Annotated in this window: 22 protein-coding genes; 8 read left to right on the top strand and 14 right to left on the bottom strand. The window is 65.2% G+C overall.

Annotated elements, in window-relative coordinates; translation table 11 throughout:
• Positions 1-9 precede the first annotated feature (9 nt).
• Both grxB and polA read right to left on the bottom strand, forming a co-directional pair.
• The gene (gene grxB, locus AC3A6F_RS00770; RefSeq protein ID WP_487678047.1) at positions 10-642 is read right to left on the bottom strand and encodes a glutaredoxin 2; all 633 of its coding nucleotides are present in this window, start codon (positions 640-642) and stop codon (positions 10-12) included.
• 53 nt (positions 643-695) lie between these two features.
• Positions 696-3,467: a DNA polymerase I gene (gene polA, locus AC3A6F_RS00765; protein WP_487678045.1), complete on the bottom strand. Its 2,772-nt coding sequence runs from the start codon at positions 3,465-3,467 to the stop codon at positions 696-698.
• Positions 3,468-3,666: 199 nt separating this feature from the next.
• On the opposite strand from polA, the gene AC3A6F_RS00760 reads away from it, so the two are divergent.
• From AC3A6F_RS00760 to AC3A6F_RS00750, 3 genes are read left to right on the top strand one after another with little or no spacing between them, the layout of a single operon-like run.
• On the top strand, positions 3,667-4,170 hold the full coding sequence (locus AC3A6F_RS00760; protein ID WP_487678472.1) for a hypothetical protein: 504 nt from the start codon (positions 3,667-3,669) through the stop codon (positions 4,168-4,170).
• 58 nt (positions 4,171-4,228) lie between these two features.
• Entirely contained in the window at positions 4,229-5,197 is a 969-nt protein-coding gene (locus AC3A6F_RS00755; RefSeq protein ID WP_487678043.1) for a homoserine kinase, read from the top strand.
• Complete coding sequence (locus AC3A6F_RS00750) at positions 5,198-5,977, top strand: BPSS1780 family membrane protein (RefSeq protein ID WP_487678041.1); 780 nt, start codon at positions 5,198-5,200, stop codon at positions 5,975-5,977.
• Positions 5,978-6,118: 141 nt separating this feature from the next.
• Here AC3A6F_RS00750 and AC3A6F_RS00745 read toward each other — a convergent pair whose 3' ends face one another.
• The 3 genes from AC3A6F_RS00745 to AC3A6F_RS00735 all read right to left on the bottom strand — a co-directional run bounded on the left by AC3A6F_RS00745 (position 6,119) and on the right by AC3A6F_RS00735 (position 9,420).
• The gene (locus tag AC3A6F_RS00745) at positions 6,119-8,434 is read right to left on the bottom strand and encodes a UvrD-helicase domain-containing protein (protein WP_487678039.1); all 2,316 of its coding nucleotides are present in this window, start codon (positions 8,432-8,434) and stop codon (positions 6,119-6,121) included.
• A gap of 66 nt (positions 8,435-8,500) precedes the next feature.
• Positions 8,501-8,932 (bottom strand): hypothetical protein, encoded by a 432-nt coding sequence (locus tag AC3A6F_RS00740; protein WP_487678037.1) that lies wholly within the window; start codon positions 8,930-8,932, stop codon positions 8,501-8,503.
• Positions 8,933-9,015: 83 nt separating this feature from the next.
• Positions 9,016-9,420, bottom strand: coding sequence for a GFA family protein (locus tag AC3A6F_RS00735; RefSeq protein WP_487678035.1), 405 nt, complete (start codon positions 9,418-9,420; stop codon positions 9,016-9,018).
• A 215-nt stretch (positions 9,421-9,635) separates the two neighbouring features.
• On the opposite strand from AC3A6F_RS00735, the gene AC3A6F_RS00730 reads away from it, so the two are divergent.
• Entirely contained in the window at positions 9,636-10,181 is a 546-nt protein-coding gene (locus AC3A6F_RS00730; protein ID WP_221176181.1) for an SRPBCC family protein, read from the top strand.
• Positions 10,182-10,374: 193 nt separating this feature from the next.
• Here AC3A6F_RS00730 and hpaR read toward each other — a convergent pair whose 3' ends face one another.
• Entirely contained in the window at positions 10,375-10,863 is a 489-nt protein-coding gene (gene hpaR / locus AC3A6F_RS00725; protein ID WP_487678032.1) for a homoprotocatechuate degradation operon regulator HpaR, read from the bottom strand.
• 159 nt (positions 10,864-11,022) lie between these two features.
• Here hpaR and AC3A6F_RS00720 point away from each other — a divergent pair, with 159 nt between their 5' ends.
• The gene (locus tag AC3A6F_RS00720) at positions 11,023-11,964 is read left to right on the top strand and encodes a bestrophin family protein (RefSeq protein WP_487678030.1); all 942 of its coding nucleotides are present in this window, start codon (positions 11,023-11,025) and stop codon (positions 11,962-11,964) included.
• 51 nt (positions 11,965-12,015) lie between these two features.
• On the top strand, positions 12,016-13,533 hold the full coding sequence (scpC, locus tag AC3A6F_RS00715; protein ID WP_487678028.1) for a succinyl-CoA:acetate CoA-transferase ScpC: 1,518 nt from the start codon (positions 12,016-12,018) through the stop codon (positions 13,531-13,533).
• 8 nt (positions 13,534-13,541) lie between these two features.
• On the opposite strand, the gene AC3A6F_RS00710 is transcribed toward scpC, so the two are convergent.
• From AC3A6F_RS00710 to AC3A6F_RS00700, 3 genes are all read right to left on the bottom strand, one after another.
• Positions 13,542-14,378 carry a hypothetical protein gene (locus AC3A6F_RS00710; protein ID WP_487678026.1) on the bottom strand — a complete coding sequence of 279 codons (837 nt, stop codon included), beginning with the start codon at positions 14,376-14,378 and terminating at the stop codon, positions 13,542-13,544.
• Between the two features lie 200 nt (positions 14,379-14,578).
• Positions 14,579-15,685 carry an S-(hydroxymethyl)glutathione dehydrogenase/class III alcohol dehydrogenase gene (locus AC3A6F_RS00705; protein WP_487678024.1) on the bottom strand — a complete coding sequence of 369 codons (1,107 nt, stop codon included), beginning with the start codon at positions 15,683-15,685 and terminating at the stop codon, positions 14,579-14,581.
• Positions 15,686-15,764: 79 nt separating this feature from the next.
• Complete coding sequence (locus tag AC3A6F_RS00700) at positions 15,765-16,412, bottom strand: ANTAR domain-containing response regulator (protein WP_487678022.1); 648 nt, start codon at positions 16,410-16,412, stop codon at positions 15,765-15,767.
• 242 nt (positions 16,413-16,654) lie between these two features.
• Here AC3A6F_RS00700 and AC3A6F_RS00695 point away from each other — a divergent pair, with 242 nt between their 5' ends.
• Complete coding sequence (locus tag AC3A6F_RS00695) at positions 16,655-17,221, top strand: hypothetical protein (RefSeq protein ID WP_487678020.1); 567 nt, start codon at positions 16,655-16,657, stop codon at positions 17,219-17,221.
• Here the strand turns inward: AC3A6F_RS00695 and AC3A6F_RS00690 are convergent.
• Positions 17,184-17,726, bottom strand: a complete 543-nt coding sequence (locus AC3A6F_RS00690) for an N-acetyltransferase family protein (protein ID WP_487678018.1) — start codon at positions 17,724-17,726, stop codon at positions 17,184-17,186. The genes AC3A6F_RS00695 and AC3A6F_RS00690 overlap by 38 nt on opposite strands.
• A 116-nt stretch (positions 17,727-17,842) precedes the next feature.
• Here AC3A6F_RS00690 and AC3A6F_RS00685 point away from each other — a divergent pair, with 116 nt between their 5' ends.
• Positions 17,843-18,193: a nuclear transport factor 2 family protein gene (locus AC3A6F_RS00685; protein WP_487678017.1), complete on the top strand. Its 351-nt coding sequence runs from the start codon at positions 17,843-17,845 to the stop codon at positions 18,191-18,193.
• Here AC3A6F_RS00685 and AC3A6F_RS00680 read toward each other — a convergent pair.
• The 4 genes from AC3A6F_RS00680 to AC3A6F_RS00665 are packed head-to-tail and all read right to left on the bottom strand — an operon-like array spanning position 18,190 to position 21,114.
• Positions 18,190-18,903 carry an ion channel gene (locus tag AC3A6F_RS00680; RefSeq protein WP_487678016.1) on the bottom strand — a complete coding sequence of 238 codons (714 nt, stop codon included), beginning with the start codon at positions 18,901-18,903 and terminating at the stop codon, positions 18,190-18,192. The two genes, AC3A6F_RS00685 and AC3A6F_RS00680, sit on opposite strands and share 4 nt — an antisense overlap.
• A gap of 38 nt (positions 18,904-18,941) precedes the next feature.
• Positions 18,942-19,556, bottom strand: a complete 615-nt coding sequence (thiE, locus tag AC3A6F_RS00675) for a thiamine phosphate synthase (protein WP_487678014.1) — start codon at positions 19,554-19,556, stop codon at positions 18,942-18,944.
• An 11-nt stretch (positions 19,557-19,567) separates the two neighbouring features.
• A complete protein-coding gene (locus AC3A6F_RS00670; RefSeq protein WP_487678012.1) occupies positions 19,568-20,314 on the bottom strand; it encodes a bifunctional hydroxymethylpyrimidine kinase/phosphomethylpyrimidine kinase in 747 nt (248 codons plus the stop codon).
• A complete protein-coding gene (locus AC3A6F_RS00665; RefSeq protein WP_487678010.1) occupies positions 20,311-21,114 on the bottom strand; it encodes a thiazole synthase in 804 nt (267 codons plus the stop codon). The genes AC3A6F_RS00670 and AC3A6F_RS00665 overlap by 4 nt, the downstream gene beginning before the upstream one ends.
• Positions 21,115-21,116: the final 2 nt, after the last annotated feature.

The raw sequence follows: 21,116 nt of genomic DNA, 5'->3' as shown, positions 1-21,116 counted from the left end.
TGGAAGCGCCTATCTGGCCTGCGCGAACAGCAGCGGCACCTTGCCGGCGGCTGCGAGCCGCTCCATATAGGCGCGCACGGCCGGCGGGAACCGCAGCCCATCGACGATGCTCAGCGAACGCAGGATCGGCCAAAGCTTGGCGTCACTGATGCCGATCGTGTCGCGCCCGGCCAGCAGCGGCGCGAGCGTCTCGAGTTTCGTGTTCATCTTGCCGATGTAGCGCGCGCTGTCGGCGCGCAGCGCATCCAGGTCGCCGAAGGCGCGTTCCTCGCGCTGGCGATAGGCTTCGCGCGCGGAAGGCGTGGCCAGCTCGGCGAAATCGCCTTCGGTGAAGCGCGGGATGAACAGCTTCAAGGCCAGCGGCCACGCGGCATCGCCCCAGGCATCCAGGGCCGCCTCGGGCGGTCCGTCGAACATGGGCGTGCCCAGCGTGTCGACATAGCGCACGATGTCGAGGCTCTCGCCCATATGGCTGCCGTCGGGCTTTTCCAGGATCGGCACGGCTTTCTTACCGACCAGGCGCGTGGGCGTGGCGGCATCGTCTTCCATGAGGACGACGGTCTCGAAGGCCAGGTCCTTCAGGCCCAGGGCGAGCCGCGCGCGGCTGCAGAAAGGGCAATGCTCGTAGATATAGAGTTTCAAGATTCCTCCTTGGACCGGGCGCCGGCGCCTCGCCGGCCCGTCTCGATGCTCGCTCAGTGCGCCTCTTCCCAGTTCTTGCCAACCCCGGTCTCCGCCACCAGCGGCACCTTCAGCTCGGCCACGCCCGCCATCAGCTCCGGCAGCTTGACCCGCACCAGTTCCAGCTCGCCTTCCGGCACTTCGAGCACCAGTTCATCGTGCACCTGCATGATCATGCGGGTGCCCAGCTTTTCGCTTTCGATCCAGCCCTGCACCGCGATCATCGCCAGCTTGATCAGGTCGGCCGCCGTGCCCTGCATCGGCGCATTGATCGCCGCGCGTTCGGCGCCGGCGCGGCGCGGGCCGTTCGGCGAGTTGATCTCGGGCAGCCACAGGCGGCGGCCGAACACGGTTTCGACGTAGCCGCGCGCCTTCGCTTCCAGGCGCGTGTTGTCCATATACTGTTTCACGCCCGAGAAGCGTGCGAAGTAGCGCTCGATATAGTTGGCGGCCGCGCCACGCTCGATGCCCAGGTTGGCGGCCAGGCCGAAGGCGCTCATGCCGTAGATCAGGCCGAAGTTGATCACCTTGGCGTAACGGCGCTGCTCGCTCTGCACGTCGGCCGGTGGAATGCCGAAGATCTCGGCGGCGGTGGCGCGGTGAATGTCCTCGCCGTCGGCGAAAGCCTTGAGCATCGCGGCGTCGCCCGAGATGTGCGCCATGATGCGCAGCTCGATCTGCGAATAGTCGGCCGACACGATCACATGGCCCGGGGCGGCGATGAAGGCTTCACGGATGCGGCGGCCTTCGGCGTTACGCACGGGGATGTTCTGCAGGTTCGGTTCGTTCGACGACAGGCGGCCGGTGATGGCCACCGCCTGCGAATAATTGGTGTGCACGCGGCCCGTATTCGGGTTGACCATCTTCGGCAGCTTGTCGGTATAGGTCGACTTCAGCTTCGACATGCCGCGGTGCTCGAGCAGGATCTTCGGCAGCGGATAATCTTCGGCCAGCTTTTGCAGCACTTCTTCGTCGGTCGACGGCGCGCCGGTGGCGGTTTTCTTGATCACCGGCAGGCCGAGCTTGCCGAAGAAGATCTCGCCGATCTGCTTTGGCGAACCCAGGTTGAACGGGCCGCCGGCCGCCTCATAGGCCTGCTGCTCCAGCTCCATCATGCGTTTGCCCAGCTCGCCCGATTGCACATCGAGCAGCGCGCTGTCGATCAGCACGCCGTTGCGCTCGATCTTGTGCAGCACTTCCATGGTCGGCATCTCGATCTCGCGGTAGATATACGCAAGACCCTTGTCCTTCTCGACTTCCGGCAACATGCTCTGATGCAGGCGCAGGGTGATGTCCGAATCCTCGCCGGCATACTCGGTGGCGCGCCCCAGCTCGACCTGGTCGAAGCAGATCTGCTTGGCGCCCTTGCCGCACACGTCCACATAGGGAATCGTGGTGTAGCCGAGGTGGCGCATCGCCATCGTGTCCATATCGTGCGGCTTGTGCGACTCGAACACATACGATTGCAGCAGCGTGTCGTGCACGATGCCTTTCAGGGTCACGCCATGGTTGGCGAAGATGTGCATATCGTACTTGAGGTTCTGGCCCACCTTCGGCTTGGCCGGGTTTTCCAGCCAGCCGCGCATCTTGTCCAGCACGTGCTCGCGCGACAGCTGGTCCGGCGCGCCGGCGTAGCGGTGCGCCACCGGGATGTAGGCGCCCTTGCCCACTTCGACCGACAGCGAAATGCCGACCATTTCGGCCGTCATCGGGTCGAGCGAGGTGGTTTCGGTGTCCACCGAGGTCAGCTCGGCCGCGTCGGCCAGCGCGAGCCATTTGTCCAGTTGCTCGTCGGTGAGGATGGTTTCGTACTCGCCTTTGATGACCGGCATGCCGGCATAGCTCGCCGCGCCTTCCGGCGAATTGAGGGCGCCGCCGCCCGGCGCACTGCCAGCGGCCGGCCGCACGCTGCCATCCGCTGCCTTGGCGCCGCCCAGGTCGCGCAGCATGGTCTTGAAGCCGTAGCGCGCGAAGAAATCGCGCAGCGCCTCGGCGTCTTCGGGACGGCCCACCAGCGTTTCCTCGAACGAGATCACGTGCTTGACCAGGTCGCAGTCGGTCTTGACGGTGATCAGCTCGCGGCCTTTCGGCAGCCATTCCAGGGCCGCCTGCAGATTGGCGCCCACGGCGCCCCCGATGCTGGCCGCGTTCTCGATCACGCCATCGAGCGAGCCGTGCAGGGTGAGCCATTTGACGGCCGTCTTGGGGCCGCACTTGGCCACGCCCGGCACGTTGTCGACGGTGTCGCCGACCAGGGTCAGGTAGTCGATGATACGGTTCGGCGGCACGCCGAACTTGGCCAGCACGCCGGCTTCGTCCATGCGCTCGTTGGTCATGGTATTGATCAGCATGACCTTGTCGTTGACCAGCTGGGCCAGGTCCTTGTCGCCGGTCGAGACCACGGTCTTCATGCCGCGCGCCGTCGCCTGCACCGCCAGGGTGCCGATCACGTCATCCGCTTCGACGCCATCGACCATCAGGATCGGCCAGCCCATGTAACGCACCACTTCGTGGATCGGTTCGATCTGCTTGCCCAGGTCTTCCGGCATCGAGGCGCGCGTGGCCTTGTATTCGGGATACAGGTCGTCGCGGAAGGTCTTGCCCTTGGCGTCGAACACGCAGGCGATATAGGCCGCCGGGAAATCGGCGCGCAGGCGGCGCAGCATATTGACCATGCCGTGCATGGCGCCGGTCGGGAAGCCGTCCGGGCTGCGCAGGTCGGGCAGCGCGTGGTAGGCGCGATAAAGATAACTGGAACCGTCAACGAGCAGCAGGGTATTGTCCATAAGGGGGAGGCATTCAGGATTTCGGCAGGCGGCGCCATCCGTGGCGCCAGGGTAAGCGCCATTATCGCAGAATCCGTATCGGCAGCCGCGCCTGAGCTTCAAGACACTTGCCTCTCTGAAAACATAAGGTTTTGGCACACTTTTCACAGGGAAGGGACGCTGTTTGCTACAATGGACTAAACGACATTAGGTGACCATCATGCTGCGCTCGACACCCCGCTTCGCCCTCCTGACGCTTTGTCTGCTCGCCGGCTCGGCCGCGGCCCAGCAGTCGGCGTTGCCTCCGACGCAATCGACGCCGACCCCGCCGCAGAACCAGCAGCGCCCCAGCGATGCGCCGCCCCAGCTCGAACGCATCGAGCCGGGCAGCGACACGCCGGCGACCACGATTCCGCCGCGCGAGCGCACCAAGATCACCGAGCGCCGCAGCAATGACGGTACGGTCACCCAGGTCGAGGTAGAAAGCGGCCCGAGCCGCTACACCATGAAACCCAACGTTGCACCAGGTAACGCCCAACCCGGCGATGCCACTGCCAACAACATCCGTGCCCCACAATGGACGGTGATGGAATTCGACTTTGGCAATCCCAAGAAGCAGGACACAGCCGATCAGCCGGTCGCGCCGGCCCCTGCGCGTCCGGGCGTGCCCGCCCGCGCCGAGGTGCCGCCGCCGCCCGCGCTGGAGCCGACCACCAAACAATGATCCCCTGACCGCGGCGCAAGTCCGCGGCAGCGGGTTCTCACCTACTCTTTGTTAGCACATGGCAGTATTTACCGCGGTCTCGCTGGATGACCTTCACCAGTGGATCAAGCAGTACCCGCTCGGCCAGGCCGTCGGGCTCGAAGGCATTTCCTCCGGCATCGATAACAGCAATTTTTTCTTGAACACTGCGCATGGGCCACAGTCTGGCCAGTATGTGCTGACGATCTTCGAGAACCTGCGCTTCGACCAGCTCCCCTTCTACGTCAAGCTGATGGCCCACCTGGCCGAACGTGGCATTCCAGTGCCGGCGCCAGTGCCGAACACGGACGGCGAACTGGTGGTCGCTCTGCACGGCAAGCCGGCGATCATCGCCAGCCGCCTGCAAGGCAGCTCCCAGCTCGACCCGCAACCGGTGCACTGCGCCGAAGTGGGCCGCATGCTGGCGCGCATGCACCTGGCGGCCCAGGATTTCGCCCTGCATCAGCCGAATCTGCGTGGCCTGGACTGGTGGGTGGAGACCGCGCCGGCCGTCCTGCCCTTCCTCAGTGACGCCGAAGCCGCGCTGCTGCGCAGCGAAGTGGCCTACCAGAGCGAGTTCGCCGCCGGCGCCACCTATGCCAAGCTGGCGCGCGGACCGGTGCACGCCGACCTGTTCCGCAACAACGTGATGTTCGAGGGCGAGCGCTTGAGCGGCTGCTTCGACTTTTATTTTGCCGGCGTCGACACCTGGCTGTACGACGTCGCCGTGACCGTCAACGACTGGTGCGTCGACGTGGCCACTGGCGTTCTTGACGCGGCCCGGGTGCGCGCCTTGCTGGACGCTTACCATGAGGTGCGGCCATTCACCGACGACGAGCAAGCCGCCTGGCAGCCGATGCTGCGCGCCGGCGCGCTTCGCTTCTGGCTGTCGCGCCTGTATGATCTGCATCTTCCCCGTGCGGCCGAGCTGTTGACGCCGCACGATCCGACCCATTTCGAACGCATCCTGCGCGAGCGCATCGCTCGCCCGGCGCCGAATTTGCCCTAAATGAACAATTTGCCTGCTATCACCGGCTGGATCTGGCTCAAACGCGGCGCCAGCCTGTTCCGTCAACAACCCGCGGCCCTCACCACGCTGCTATTCGCCAACATCCTCATCAGCATCCTGATCAGCGCCGTGCCGCTGCTGGGGCCGATGGTGGCGGTGGTGCTGATCCCCTCGTTCTCGATGGCCTTCATGATGGGTTGCTCGCTGATCGAGAGCGGCCAGCGCGTCTCGCCCGCGGTGCTGCTGACGGGCTTCCGCAAGCCGGTGTTCCGCCAATTGTGCAAGGTCGGCGTGGTCTACCTGGGCGTGTCGCTGGTGCTGGCGCTGATCACCCGTTTCGCCGTCGACGCGACGTTCTGGGAACAGGTCCGGGCTCAGGGCACGACCGGCACCCCGGCCGTGCTGGCGGGATCGGACGTGCTGGCGATGTTCCTGATCTTCGCGGTCGACGTCGCGGCGCTGATCTCGCTGTGCTTCGCCGCCCCGCTCACCTACTGGCAAAAGATGCCGCCGTTCAAGGCCGTGTTCTACAGCTTCTTTGCCGTGAAACGCAGCGCCGGCGTGTTCCTGGTGCTGCTGCTGGCCTGGTTCGCGATCTTCTTCGCGGTGTGCATGGTGATCGCCATGCTGCTGGGCGGGAACAATCTCGCGCGGGTGGTGATCATGTGGGTGATCTTCCTGTTCATCCTGCTGTTGCAGTGCGCGATGTATGCGGGGTATCGGGAGATTTTCGGCAAGCCGGAAGCGGCGCCGGGCGATAAGATCAGCCTCGAGAAGTAATATACGGATGCGCGGAACGCCAAATTACACGTCGTTCCCGCGCAGGCGGGAACCTAAGTTGCGAGCGTTTCGACAGCGCTCGCTAGCTTGGGTTCCCGCCTGCGCGGGAACGACGTCGATGCGCTGACGCTACATTTCTATTCAGCGCCCAAGCTTCTCCAGCTTCGCGATCGACAGGTCCAGCACCTTCATCCCGGCCGAACCGAAATTGATCTGGGCCCGCGCCGCGCCGGCGCCGCCTTCGATATTGACGATCACGCCTTCGCCGAACTTGGCGTGCGACACCGATTCACCCACGCGCCAGCCGGTGCCATTGCCCGATTTCTGCGTGATCTGCTGCGCGATCTTGTTGTCGCTGCCGCCATCGCGGAACTTGGCGTCGTCCCAGGCCGTCGTTTGCTTGCGGCCCCCGAACCAGGCGGTCTGCACGCGCGGCGACAGCCACTTGAGCGCTTCCTCAGGCAACTCGTCGAAGAAGCGCGATTTCATGTTGAAGCGGGTCTGGCCGTGCAGCATGCGCTGCTGGGTAAAGCTCATGTACAGGCGCCGGCGCGCGCGCGTGATCGCCACGTACATCAGGCGCCGTTCTTCGTCCACGCCCTCGGCTTCGCGCGCGCTGCTCTCGTGCGGGAACAGGCCTTCTTCGAGGCCGGTGATGAACACCGCATCGAATTCCAGGCCCTTGGCCGAGTGCACCGTCATCAGCTGCAATGCCTCTTGCCCGGCCTGGGCCTGGGCATCGCCCGCCTCGAGCGAGGCATGCGACAGGAAGGCGGACAAGGGCGACATCACGGTCGGCAGCGGCGCGCCGCCGTCGATGATCTCGATGCCGTCCTGGTACACCACCGCCTCGCCGGCCTGGGCCTGGGATGGCGGGCCAAGGTGGGCAGGTGCGCCAATGCCGAACCCCTCTTCTTGCACGAACTGGGTCGCGGCATTGACCATCTGCTCCAGGTTTTCGATGCGGTCGGCGCCTTCCTTCTCGTTGCCGTAATGCGTGAGCAAGGTGCTGCGCTCGAGCACCACGCGCACCAGTTCGGGCAGCGGCAGTTGCTGGGTCTCGAAGCGCGCGCCTTCGATCAGTTTCACGAAACCGCCCAGCACCGTGCCGGCCTTGCCGCTCATATAGGGCACGGCCGCGTACAGCGAAATGCCATAGCTGTCGGCCGCCATCTGCAGCTGCTCGATCGAGCGCGCGCCGATGCCGCGGGTGGGGAAGTTCACCACGCGCAGGAAAGCCGAGTCGTTGTGCGGATTGTCCATCAGCTGCAGGTAGGCGATGGCGTGCTTGACCTCGGCGCGCTGGAAGTAGCGCAGGCCGCCGTAGACGGTGTATGGAACGCCGGCCGCGAACAGCGCGTGCTCGATCACGCGGCTTTGCGCATTGCTGCGGTACAGGATCGCGATCTCGTTGCGCGGCATGCCCTCGTTCATGAGGCTTTTCGCCTCTTCGATGATCCACTGCGCTTCTTCGAGGTCGGACGAGGCCTCGTACACGCGCACCGGCTCGCCCTGGCCCGCATCCGTGCGCAGATTCTTGCCCAGGCGCTTGGTGTTGTTGGCGATCAGGAAGTTGGCGCTGTCGAGGATGTGGCCGTGCGAGCGGTAGTTCTGCTCCAGCTTGATCAGGTTCTTGACCTGGTAGTCGCGCTCGAAGGCCGACATATTGCCGACGTTGGCGCCGCGGAAGGCATAGATGCTCTGGTCGTCGTCGCCCACGGCGAAGATGGCGCCGCCACCGGTCTCGCCCTGCCCTGCCAGCATTTTCAGCAGGTTGTATTGCAGGTCATTGGTATCCTGGAACTCGTCGACCAGGATGTGGCGGAAGCGCATCTGATAGTGATGGCGCAGCGGACCATTACGCGCCAGCAGTTCATAGGAACGCAGCAGCAGCTCGGCGAAATCGACCACGCCTTCGCGCTGGCACTGCTGGTCGTACAACTCGTACAGCTCGACCATGCGACGCTCGATCGGATCGTAGGCCTCGACTTGCGAGGCGCGCAGGCCCTGGTCCTTGGCGTTGTTGATGAAGTACATCAGGGTCTTGGCCGGATACTTCTCGTCGTCGACATTGTGCGCCTTGAGCATGCGCTTGATGAGCGACAGCTGGTCTTGCGAATCGAGGATCTGGAAGGTCTGCGGCAGCGCGGCGTCGCGATAATGCGTGCGCAGCAGGCGGTTGCACAGGCCGTGGAAAGTACCGATCCACATGCCGCGTGTATTGATTGGCAACATCGCCGACAGACGGGTCAGCATCTCCTTCGCGGCCTTGTTCGTGAACGTCACCGCCATGATGCCGGCGGGCGACACCTGGTTGGTCTGGATCAGCCAGGCGATGCGCGTGGTCAGCACGCGCGTCTTGCCGGAGCCGGCGCCAGCGAGGATCAGCGCGCTCTGCGATGGCAGAGTGACGGCGGCCAATTGTTCGGGATTAAGGTTGTGAAGAAGGGTCTGCATCCGGCCATTATACCGCCGCGTTTTACTGTATGCCCATCCAGTTTGGTTGCGCCGGCGGCTTGTGCCTTACACCCGCCTGATCAACATGACGACATTGAACTCGTCATCGGCGCGCACCACGACCCGCTGGCCGACCACGGCAGTCCTGATGGGCGCAGCCAGGACATCGTCGCCACTGCTCAACCTGGTCAGCACACGCAGGTTGCCATCATGGCCCACGCGGACGATCGTGAATTCCAGGGTCCATGGCGTGTCGGCATGTACGCCGCTCAGCTTGATGCGCTCGGCATTCTGCGCGACCACGACCGGCTTGCTGACCTCGCCGAACATGTCCAACTTGAGCGCCACCTCGAATCCCGTATGGTGGTTGGTGTGGCCGATCCCGGCCGGAGGCCAGGGACGGGCTTGCGCGGCGGAGCCGACCATTCCGGCGAGTGCGGCGACAGGCAGGGCGAGACAAAGCTGGCGGCGCTTGCGATTGGACGATGGGGCGCTCATGGCCGACGCCTTTCGAAAAGTTACGGTGATTCCATGCTCGCATCTTCCTGCACGGATAACAATGCGTTCCGCATGAAATCCACCTATTCACCTTCCGACCGCGTCTTCTGGTATTGCGGCAGGCCGTCCTGCAGCTTCAGCCAGCCCAGGCGGCTGCGCGCGAAGGTATGGTCGACCGGTGGCACCTGTTCCGGGTCGTCCAGGCTGGCGGTGGCAAGGTCGATCTCGTCGGGCCAGCGTTCGTCGTGCCAGGTGAGCGTGGTGCCGCAGGACGCGCAGAAACTGCGCAGCGCATGGTCGCTGGAGCGGAAGCGCTGCGGTGCGCTGGCGGTCCAGTGCAGGCTCGTTGTCTTGACGCTGAACCAGGCGAAGGCCGGGGCGCCCGACGCCTTGCGGCAATCGGTGCAATGGCACAGCGTGCTGTTGAAAGGTTCGCCGCGCGCCTCATAGCGCACCGCTCCGCAGAAGCATCCACCTTGCAAGCTCATCTGAATCTCCCCTCGACGCATCGTCGTCGATTTCACACAGGAAACGACATTAACATCGCGCAACTTCTTTGAAACGAAACCCCAGCCGCGCGCCCCTCCCTTGTCTTTTCGCTTATTTTAATGACAGATTCGCGACAAGGTCGCGAACCCCGTTCGCAAGTGCATTCATTCGAGCCCAGGCGCAACGCGCCGGGGCGAAACCTAAGGAGAACACTATGTTGGGTCGTGTAGTTACCGTGGCCGCACTGGCCGTCGGCGGCGCAATGCTGTCGAAGAAACTCAAGCAAAACCGTGGCTTTGGCGCCAGCTCGTCGATCGTCGAAACGATCGAAATCAACGTACCTGTGCGTACCGCCTACAACCAGTTCACCCAGTTCGAAGACTTCCCGCAATTCATGAAGAGCGTGAAAGAGATCCGCCAGCTGGACGACAAGCACCTGCACTGGAAGGCCAACGTGGCCGGCGAAGACAAGGAATGGGATGCCGAGATCACCGAGCAGATCCCGGACAACCGCATCGCCTGGCGCAGCGTCACCGGTGTCAAGAACGGCGGCGTGGTCACCTTCCACAAGATCTCGGACACCGTCACCCGCATAGCGCTGCAGATGGACTACGAGCCGGAAGGCCCGCTGGAAACCCTGGGCGACGCCCTGGGCGCCGTGCGCATGGAAGCGCGTTCCAACCTGTCCAACTTCAAGGAACTGCTCGAGAAGCGCGGCAGCGAGACCGGCGGCTGGCGCGGGAAGATCGATCAGCATTGATCGATGATTGACCCTGAACCGGGACGCTTGCGCGAACCGCTACGCTGACGCTAGCCGCTAGCGTCAGCACGTCGCCCCCGCGAAGGCGGGGGCCTAAGTATTTCAAGCAGCCGAATCTGCATGCGCCACCTCGACGCTAACTGACTTGGATTCCCGCCTGCGCGGGAATGACGTGTTAAAGACAACTATATGTTCACGGCCGACGGCTATTCACCGCCTTCGTCGTCGCCGGCAATTCCACCCTCTGCACCGGCGTCGCCTGCGCCGCAATGAATCCCTCCAGCGCCCGCGACAGGTCGTCGACAACCCCGCTGCCATATGCCGCCTCGATCAAGGTGTACTGCTGCTCGATCAGCGGCGCGATCTCGTCGATCAGCTTGTCCCCCTTCGGCGCCAGGCGCACCCAGATGCGGCGCTGGTCGGCCGCCACGCGCTGGCGTTCGATCAGGCCCAGCTCTTCCATCCGCGACAGCACACCGGTCATGCTCGGGCTCAGGATCTGGCACAGGTCGCACATCTCGCGCGGCTCCAGCTGTTCGCGCTCGTCCAGCACGCGCAGGATGCGCCACTGCTGCTCGGTCACGCCGAAGTGGTTGAGGATGGGACGAAAATGCGACATCAACGATTCGCGCGCTTTCAGGAAAAGCTGGGGCAGGTTGCGGTGAGTGATACGGCGGGCCAATGCGTGCTCCGAGTTATTAAATGGTCTACATCAAAATGATCGCGTGAATACAAGTGCAAGCGCAAGCGCTTGACTTACTAAGATATTAGTGATTAACTGCGAATATATTAGTGAGTTTTCCTTGACTCCGTCTATTTTTTTGCGAATGCGGTCGGTACCGTGATTATCCGAGAGCGCCCTTCCGGGCTCAAGCTGTTCCTCCTGTTGCGCGGCTCGGTCCTGCCCCGCATCCTGCCTACCCTGCTGGTCAATATTGCGGTGGCTACCCTGGTCACCTGGTCGCACGGCGACCTGTGGGACCTCAAGATCACCCTCACCACGATCCCCTTCACGCTGATCGGGCTGCCGATTGCGATCTTCCTCGGCTTTCGCAACAACTCCGCCTACGACCGCTTCTGGGAAGGCCGCAAGCTGTGGGGCGAACTGGTGCTGCGCTGCCGTAACCTGGCGCGCCAGGCCACGAGCCTGATCGACGATCCACGGCCCGCACTTGCAAGTAATGGCTTGCAGGATACACGGGTTCGCGTCATCTACCGCGCGATTGCCTTCGTCCACGCGCTGCGCGACCACTTGCGCGACCAGCCCGGCTCGCCCTGCCTGGCCACCTTCCTGCTGCCGGACGAAGCCGAAGACATGGCGCGCGCCCACAACAAGCCCGACAGCCTGATGCGCCACATGGGCGACGACCTGCAACGCTGCATCAAGGAGGGGCGCATCGAAGCCTGCCTGGCGGCCAATATCGACAACACCCTCTCAAGCCTGACCGCCGCCGCCGCATCGTGCGAGCGCATCAAGAACACGCCCGTCCCCTATTCGTACACGCTGCTGCTGCACCGCACCGCCCATATCTACTGCTTCCTGCTGCCCTTCGGGCTGGTCGATTCGATCGGCTTCATGACCCCGTTCGTGGTCGCCATCGTGGCCTACACCTTCTTCGGCCTGGACGCGCTGGGCGACGAGCTGGAAGAGCCGTTCGGCACCGAACCCAACGACCTGCCGCTGGACGCCATCTGCCGCGCCATCGAGATCGACCTGCGCAATGCGCTGCGCGACGAGCACGTCCCGCCGCCGCTGCAACCGGTCCACTACTGCCTGACCTGACAACCATCGAGAAAAGCAAAGCCACACCAAGTCCGAACCTGAGGAGAAAGCATGCACCACGATCACCACCTTGCCCACGACCGCGTCCGCCTGCCGCAGCTGCGCGAACGCATCACCAGCGCCGAACGCGCCGCCGAATGGATCCAGGACGGCATGACCGTCGGCACCAGCGGCTTCACCCGCGCCGGCGACGCCAAGGCGGTGCCGCTGGCGCTGGCCGAGCGCGCGCGCAGCGCGCCGCTGGCGATCACCCTGATCACCGGCGCCTCGCTCGGCGGCGAGACCGACGCGGCGCTGACGCAGGCCGGCGCGCTGGCGCGCCGCATGCCCTTCCAGACCGATCCCACCTTGCGCGCCGCGATCAACCGCGGCGAAGTCATGTTCACCGACCAGCACCTGTCCGAGACCGTCGAGCTGCTGCGCACGCGCCAGCTCGCGCCGGTGGACGTCGCCATCATCGAGGCAATCGCGATCACCGAGACGGGCGCCATCATCCCGACCACCTCGGTCGGCAACAGCGCCAGCTTCGCGATCCTGGCCGACAAGGTGATCGTCGAGATCAACCTCTCGCAGTCGCCGGCGCTCGAAGGCCTGCACGACATCTTCATCCCCAAGCACCGCCCGCAGCGCGAGCCGATGCCGCTCATGAACGTCTGCGACCGCATCGGCGCCACGGCCATCGTCATCCCGCCCGAGAAGATCGTCGCCATCGTGATGACCGAGAAGCACGACAGCGCCTCGACCATCCAGCCGCCGGACGACGACACCGCCGCCATCGCCGGCCACCTGACCGATTTCTTCAACGCCGAAATCGCCGCCGGCCGCCTGACCGAGCGGCTGATGCCGATCCAGGCCGGCATCGGCACCATCGCCAACGCCGTGCTGGCCGGCCTGATCGACGGTCCGTTCAAGGGCCTCACCATGTACTCCGAGGTGCTGCAGGATTCGACCTTCGACCTGTTCGACGCCGGCAAGCTCGATTTCGCCTCGGGTTCGTCGATCACCCTGTCCGAGGAAAAGGGGCGACAGGTGTTCGCCGAGCTGGAAAAGTACAAGGACCGCCTGGTCCTGCGTCCGCAGGAAGTGAGCAACCATCCCGAAGTCATCCGGCGCCTGGGGCTCATCGCCATCAACACGGCGCTCGAGTTCGACATTTACGGCAATATCAACTCGACCCACGTGGGCGGCACCCATATGATGAACGGCATCGGCGGCTCGGGCGACTTCGCGCGCAATGCCTATCTATCGGTATTCGCGACCAAGTCGGTGGCCAAGGGCGGCAAGATCTCGAGCATCGTGCCGATGGTCTCGCACGTCGACCACACCGAGCATGACGTCGACATCGTGGTGACCGAAGTCGGCCTGGCCGACCTGCGCGGCCTGGCCCCGCGCGAACGCGCCCAGCGCATCATCGACCACTGCGTGGCCGAGCCGTACAAGCAAATGCTGCGCGACTACGTCGAGGAAGCGAACGGGCGCGGCGGCCATACACCTCACGTGCTGGAGAAGGCGTATTCGTGGCACGTGCGCTATCGCGAGACGGGATCGATGCTGCCGCTTGCGGATTAAGCAAGCGTTCAGCTCGCAGTCGGCACCGGCTTGGCCAGTCCTTTCGCGCGCGCGTCCCTGATCAGGGCGCGCACCGTCTTGTCGGCGGCCTTGCTCTCGCGTTCCATTTCCTTGCCCAGTTCGCCCATGCGCTTGCCCAGCTTTTCCATTGGCTGGTTGGCGATTTCCATCTGGCGGCCGATGTCTTCCATCGAGGCGCGCTGCTGGCGCGCCTGCGGGCCGTTATAGGCTTCGCCGATGCGCTCGCCGGCGTCGGACATTCGCTTGCCGGTCTCGGCCATCTTCTGCTGGATGATCCGGCGTTCGGCATCGTCGCGCGCCGCGGCCATCTGCCGGCTCAGCAGGTCCATATGCTTGCTCAGCGCCTGCATGCCGTCGTCGACTTCGCGCATGTCGCGCTCGCTCGGCAAGTTGGCGGGCTTGGCCGCCGCGCGCTCCATGTCGCGGCCCAGCACTTCCATCTTCTTGCCGTGCTTTTCCATTTCCTTGCCGTGGACCTTCATCAGCTCGCCGAGCCGGTCGAGCGGCGCCCAGGCGGCGCGCGCCCGTTTGAGGGTCTCCGGATCCTGGATCACGTAGCTGCGGCCGCCGTCGCGGAACCAGATGAATTCGCCGTCGATGGCGCGCTGGGCGGCGCGCACATCGTCCCAGTCGTCGCTGCTGCCGCTGATGTCGAAGCTGCCGGATGTGCCGCGCACCAGGGCATACGGCTCGTCCGCGGCCGCCACGCGCACCACGCGCGCCTTGCCGTCGGCCGCCTGGGTCGGCACGGCGAAAGCGGCCATGGCGGCCAGGCCGAGAAGCGGAAGCGCCAGTTTCCAGTGGGGCGATGCGGTGCGTGACATGGGTCGGTCTCCAGTGATGGGCCGGATGCAGCCGGCGATGGAAACACTGTAGACAATCCGGCATGCGCCGCCCAGCGCGCTGCGACAGACGGTCGAAATCGCGGAACAGGCGGCAAAACGGTCGCCGGAAAGACAACGCGGCCCGAAGGCCGCGCTGGAAGCATGCATATGCGGCAGGCCGGGCGGCCCGCCGGGATCATTTAGTACACCACGACCGAGCGGATCGACTCGCCCGACTTCATCAAATCGAAACCTTCGTTGATGCGGTCCAGCGGCAAGTGGTGGGTGATCAGGTCGTCGATATTGATCTTGTTTTCCATATACCAGTCGACGATCTTCGGCACGTCGGTACGGCCGCGTGCGCCGCCGAAGGCCGAACCCTTCCACTCGCGGCCGGTCACCAGCTGGAACGGACGGGTGGAAATCTCCTGGCCGGCCGCCGCCACGCCGATGATGATCGACTGGCCCCAACCCTTGTGGCAGCACTCCAGCGCCTGGCGCATGGTGTTGACGTTGCCCACGCACTCGAAGCTGTAGTCGGCGCCGCCGTCGGTCAGCCCGATGATGGTGTCGACGACATTCTCGACCTTGGTCGGGTTGATGAAATGGGTCATGCCGAACTTGCGCGCCATGGCTTCGCGTTCCGGGTTCAGGTCGACGCCGATGATCTTGTCGGCGCCTACCATCCTGGCCGCCTGGATCACGTTCAGGCCAATGCCGCCCAGGCCGAACACGACCACGTTGGCGCCCGCTTCGACCTTGGCGGTGAAGATCACGGCGCCGATGCCGGTGGTGACGCCGCAACCGATGTAGCAGATCTTGTCGAACGGCGCGTCATTGCGCACCTTGGCCAGGGCGATCTCGGGAACCACGATGTAGTTCGAGAAGGTCGACGTTCCCATGTAGTGGTAGATCGGCTGGCCGTCCAGCGAAAAACGGGAGGTCGCATCGGGCATCAGGCCGCGGCCCTGCGTCGTGCGGATCGCCTGGCACAGGTTGGTCTTTTGCGACAGGCAGAATTTGCACTGGCGGCATTCCGGCGTGTACAGCGGGATCACATGATCGTCGCGGCGCAAACTGGTCACGCCGGGACCGACGTCGACCACCACGCCGGCGCCTTCATGGCCCAGGATGGCCGGGAAGATGCCTTCGGGATCGGCGCCCGACAGCGTGTAATAGTCGGTGTGGCAGATGCCGGTGGCCTTGACCTCGACCAGCACTTCGCCCGCCTTCGGACCTTCGAGTTCGACCTCTTCGATCGTGAGCGGATGGCCCGCCTTCCATGCAATTGCTGCCTTCGTTTTCATGTCGTATTCCCGTTGCTTGAAGAAAAACCGCGCGTCCATGAGCGCGCCGCAAAAGTGACATGATAACAAGCTTGCGAAATCACGTCCGGCCCCGGCCCCGCAATCGTTCGCCGATGGCCCCATGCAGGCTGCCGAGGGTTTCCTCGGCAGCCAGGATCTGCTCGGCCACCTCGCCCATCTTGCGCCGCTGCGAGCGCGCCTCGTCGCGCAGCACATCGAAAGCCTGATGGCGGTCGATGTGGAAGCGCGCCATCAGCACGCCGACCGCGATGCTGGTCTCGCGTCCCGCCGCCAGCGCCGAGGTCAGGCTTTCCTCGCTGCGGCGCAAGCGCCGGATGTCGTCGCCGCGCGCCAGTGCCGCCTCGAACGCCGGCAACAACTGGGCGCCGTCGACCGGCTTGACCAGGTAGCCGACCGCACCGGCATCGGCGGCGGCGCGCGCCGTCTCCGCATCGTCGCTGGCGGACAGGAACATGAAGGGAATGGTGGTCTCTTCACGCAGCAGGCGCGCCAGCGCCAGGCCGGACATGCCGGGCATCTCGATGTCGAGCAGGACCAGGGCGATCCCATCGCCGCGCTCCTCGATCGTGCGCAAGGCCTCGGCCGCGGTGCCGGCGCCGAGGGTGTCGTGGCCGGCGTGCTGCAGCACTTCGGCCAGGTATTCGCGCAGCAGCGCATCGTCGTCGACGATCAGTACCAGGCGGCGCGCTGGTGATTGTGAGTTCATGCTTCCTCCTGTCAATACATGGGACGTCAGCGCCGCTGACGTGCTGGAGCATGAAAAAAATATAGCACGCAAGAATGTGAACGCGCCAGTTAGAAACGACACACTGTCAGATTCATGGAATGGCTGGCGCCGATGAATTTCTTGGATTACCATCGTTCCCTGCACCTTTGCAGGGCCAAATGGAGAATCCCATGCCCGATTCCGCGAAGGTGCGCGCCGCGCACCTCAACGCCGCGACGCCGATGCCATTGCCGGGAATGCCCGCGCTCGACCTGTCCCTCGCCTTCCCTGCCGCGCTGCGGCCCGCGGCAGCTGCCCTGACGGCAAGCGCTGCGTGGCGCCCCGAAGGTCTCCACTATACCTACCAGGTCACGCTCGAAGGCGAGACCCTGACGATCCCCGTACGCCTCTATTTCAATCCCGGCCTGCCATTGGACGATGCGGGTCGCAGCGCCATCGAACGCGGTATCGCATCTTGCCTGGGCACCCGCCATCACGACGGCCACGTGCGCGAGGCGTGCCTGGCACGGGTACTGGCCGCGCCACAAGGCTGGATGGCGCCCTTCATCGTGCATCTCGTCGGCGAATACGTGATCGAGATCGTGCAGCGAATCGAGGCGGCGCTGCCGGCGTTCGACCCGGCCATGCGGGCAGCCCTTGCCGGCTTCGTGCGCGAGAACCCGGCTTACCTGGACACGATCGAACGCCGGACTGTCAGCTACCGGTTCCGGGGCGGCCCTCCGCCGCTGCTGGACTATCCGGGCAAGCGCGTCATCGCCTGCCTGCGTGCGCTGGGCCGGGAAGCGTGAGCCGCATGCGCTGCTCCATCAGGTCCGAGCCCGGCCGCAAGGGCTCGCGCACGCCGGCCTCGACGAAACCGGCGCGCTCATAGAGGCGCAAGGCGTCGGCATTGGTGCAGGTCACGCCCAGTTGCATCGCCTGCGCGCCGCGCTCCGTAGCCCAGCGCAATGCCTCGTCGAGCAGCGCACCGGCCACCCCCTGCCCGCGCGCCTCGGGCGCCACCCACATCTGGAACAGGTTGACGACAGTTGCGTCGTCGCCGTCCTCCTTGGCCCAGGCCAGGCCGACCAGCGCGCCGTTCATCTCGGCGGCCAGCGCGCGGTCGATGCCTGACGTGGTCGAGCGTGCCAGGCGTGCGGCCCAGGTCTCGAACGCCAGCGCCTCTTCGGCGGCCAGGGTGCTGCCGAAGGCGCCCGGCGCATCAGCCAGTGCAAGCAGGCGGATCGCGCGGTAGGCTGGCCATTCCTCGGCCCTGAATGGTCTGATCGAGAATACAGCAGCTGTATGCGTCATGAAAGACTTTCGGTTACTGTCGGAAAACAATTCTAGCAGGGAGGAATCGGCCCATTGCCGAGCGCCACGCATTGCCGACAATCGGTACATTTTCATCTTTAACCACGGAGATGACCATGTCCGCATCGAACAAGGACGTTTTGCTGAAGGCGAATGCCGCGGTGACCCGCGGCGACAACGAAGGATTCCTGGCGTGCTGCACCGACGACCTGGTCTGGTCGACGGTCGGCGGCGAGACCCTGCGCGGCAAGGAGGCAGTGCGGGCCTGGATGGTGGATGGCTATGCCCAGCCGCCCAAGTTCACTGTGTGCGAACTCGTCGCGGAAGGCGATCTCGTGGTCGCCCTGGGCGACATCGAATCGAAGGACGAGCAAGGCAAGCCGGTGCAAAACGCGTACAGCGACGTCTGGCGCTTCCGCGATGGCAAGATGGCGGAGCTGCGTGCCATCGTGGTGCCAGTCAACTAGTCCTTTTCCCAGTCCTCCATGCGCTGCTTGCGCGCTCTCCCCACCGCGATCCGGTTACGCGTGGTAAAGGCGATCAACCGCGCCACCACCACCGCCAAATACATCAGCCCGATCAGCATCTCGACGCTGGCCAGCGCCCGCGCATGCACGGTCAGCGGAATCACGTCGCCGATGCCGGTGCTCGACAGCAGCGCGAAGCTCAGGTAGTTCAGTTCGGTCCAGGTGCGCGGCGCGGCCGAGTTCACGGCAGCGGCAAAGGTACCGGGGTGAACTTCCTGCAACAGCACGTACAGGTGGGTGAAGCCCCATGCAATCAGGGTAAAGGTGGCGCCGGCCGCGAACAGCTCGTCGGTGGTGGCCAGCTCATCGTCCATCATGTAGGCGATCAGGCTGCCCGCCGCATAGAAATAAAACAGCGCCTCGAGCCCCGACGACCATGCCAGCAGTTCGCGCATCCCGAACAGGATCTGCGCCAGCAGCAGCGCGATGATCGGCACCGCCAGCGCCCAGCTGACCCGCACCTCGCCCGGCGTGCGCCGCACCATGCGGATGGTGAAGGCCAGCACCACGATGCCGAAGACATTGAAGCCTACCTGGCCGGCCGGCGTGCCCTCGATGAAGGGATAGGCCAGCATGCCGATCAGCTGGACCAGGAACAGGATGGCGGACGGGTGGCGGCGGGTGTGAGCGAACAGGAGCAATGGGCGCATGGATGGACGACGGTGATCGCGATGCGCCCATTGTAGGTTCAGGCGGGCGGAAACAGCGCGCCGAACGCGCGCGCCGCTTCACCGGGATCGCGCGAACCATAAACACTCGTGATGGCTGCCACCAGGTCGACCCCGCGCGCCACCAGCGGCGCCGCATTGCTCGGTGTCATGCCGCCGATGACCACGATCGGCACTGAAAATTCGGCGCGCGCCTGGTCCAGCATCTCGGGCGGCGTGACGAAGGTGTACTTCTTGACCGGCGATGGATAGAAGCCGCCGAAGGCGATATAGCTGGCGCCGGCTTCGACCGCCGTGCGCGCCAGCGCCAGCTCGCCGTAGCACGAGGCGCCGACGATCTTGTCCTGGCCCAGCAGCGCCCGCGCCTCCCGGATGCCGACGTCGGTATGGCCCAGGTGCACACCGTCGGCGTCGATCGCCTGGCACAGGTCGAGGTGGTCGTTGATGACGAGCGGCCGGCCATGGCGGCGGCACAGCGCCAGCAGCTTTGTTGCCTGCTCGCGGCGCAGGTCGGGACCGGCTTCCTTGTGGCGGTACTGGACCAGCGCGGCGCCGGCGCCAAGGGCGGCGTCGGTGGCGGCGATCAGTTTTTCCGTATCGTCCCAGTTCGGGGTAACGAGGTACAAGCCGCGCATGTCGACTCCTTTCAGGTTGTCAGTTGCAATAAGCGGCGCGGGATGCGCTGCCCTGGCGCCAGCGCATACGACTGCGCCAGCGTGTGGTGGGTATAGGCCTGGGCCGCGTCGAGCGCCGATTCCATGCGCTCGCCCAGCGCCAGCCGCGCCGCCAGCGCCGCGGCCAGGGTGCAGCCGCTGCCGTGGTAGCCGTGCGGCAGGCGCGGCCAGCGCCAGGCGCGCGCCTCGACGCCGTCGACCAGCCAGCGGTTGACGACGGTGTCGCCAAAGGCGTGGCCGCCGGTCACCAGCATCTGGCGGCCACCATGCCCCCCAAGCGCCTCGCGCTCGGGCAGGTTGGGCAGCACGATCGTCGCCAGCGCCAGCAGTTCGCGCAGCGCTTTGATAGCGTCGCCCTGCCCCAGCGCATCGCCATGGCCGCTGGACAGTACCGGATCGAGCACCACCGGCAAGGTGGGCCGGCGCGCGCGCAAGGCTCGGATGACGTCCGCGATCGCCGCCGCGTTGGCGGCGTTGCCGGGGATGCCGAGCTTGACTGCGCCGATGTCGAAGGCGGCCAGCAGCGGCGCGGCCTGGCGCGCGACCCAATCGGCATCGACCGGCGCGGATGCATGGACCCGGTTGTTGTCCTGCGCCGTCAGGGCGGTGGCCACGGGCAGCGGGTGCGCCCCCTGCGCCGCGATCGCCAGGATGTCGGCGGCCAGGCCAGCGCCGCCCCCGGGATCGAGCCCGGCGAACACCAGCACGCAGGGTGTCATCCCGTGATCTTTCCTTCGACGGGCGACGAAGGCGAGGCGGCGAAGCGCTTCGGCATGCGGCCGGCGAGCCAGGCGTCGCGCCCCGCCAGCACCGCGTGCTTCATGGCGCGCGCCATGCGCACCGGATCGCCCGCGGCGGCGATCGCGGTGTTCATCAGCACGCCGTCGCAGCCCAGTTCCATCGCGATCGCGGCGTCCGACGCCGTGCCGACGCCGGCGTCGACCAGCACCGGCACCGTGGCCTGCTCGATGATCAGGGACAGGTTCCAGGGGTTGAGGATGCCCATGCCAGAGCCGATCAGGGAGGCCAGCGGCATCACCGCCACGCAGCCGATCTCTTGCAGGATGCGGGCCTGGATCGGATCGTCGCTGCAATAGACCATGACGTCGAAACCGTCCTTCACCAGCGCCTCGGCCGCGACCAGGGTCTCGGGCATGTGCGGGAACAGCGTCTTCTGGTCGCCCAGCACCTCGAGCTTGACCAGCTTGTGGCCGCCCAGCAGCTCGCGCGCCATCTGCAAGGTGTAGATCGCATCCTTGGCGGTGTAGCAGCCGGCCGTATTCGGCAGGATGGTGAATTCGTTCGGCGGCAGCACGTCCAGCAGGCTTGGCGCGTTCGGGTCCTGGCCGATGTTCACGCGGCGGATCGCCACCGTGATGATCTCGGCGCCGGCGGCCAGGGTGGCTTCTCGGGTCTGCGCCAGGTCGCGGTACTTGCCGCTGCCGACCAGCAGGCGCGATTGGTAAGCGCGGCCGGCGATGGTCAGCACGTCCTGTTTAATGTCGTTCAATGCATTCATGT

The organism is Massilia sp. Soil_C_3, from assembly GCF_057657035.1.
The sequence above is the reverse complement of the archived record's forward strand: the minus strand, read 5'-3'. Positions and strand labels throughout refer to the sequence as shown.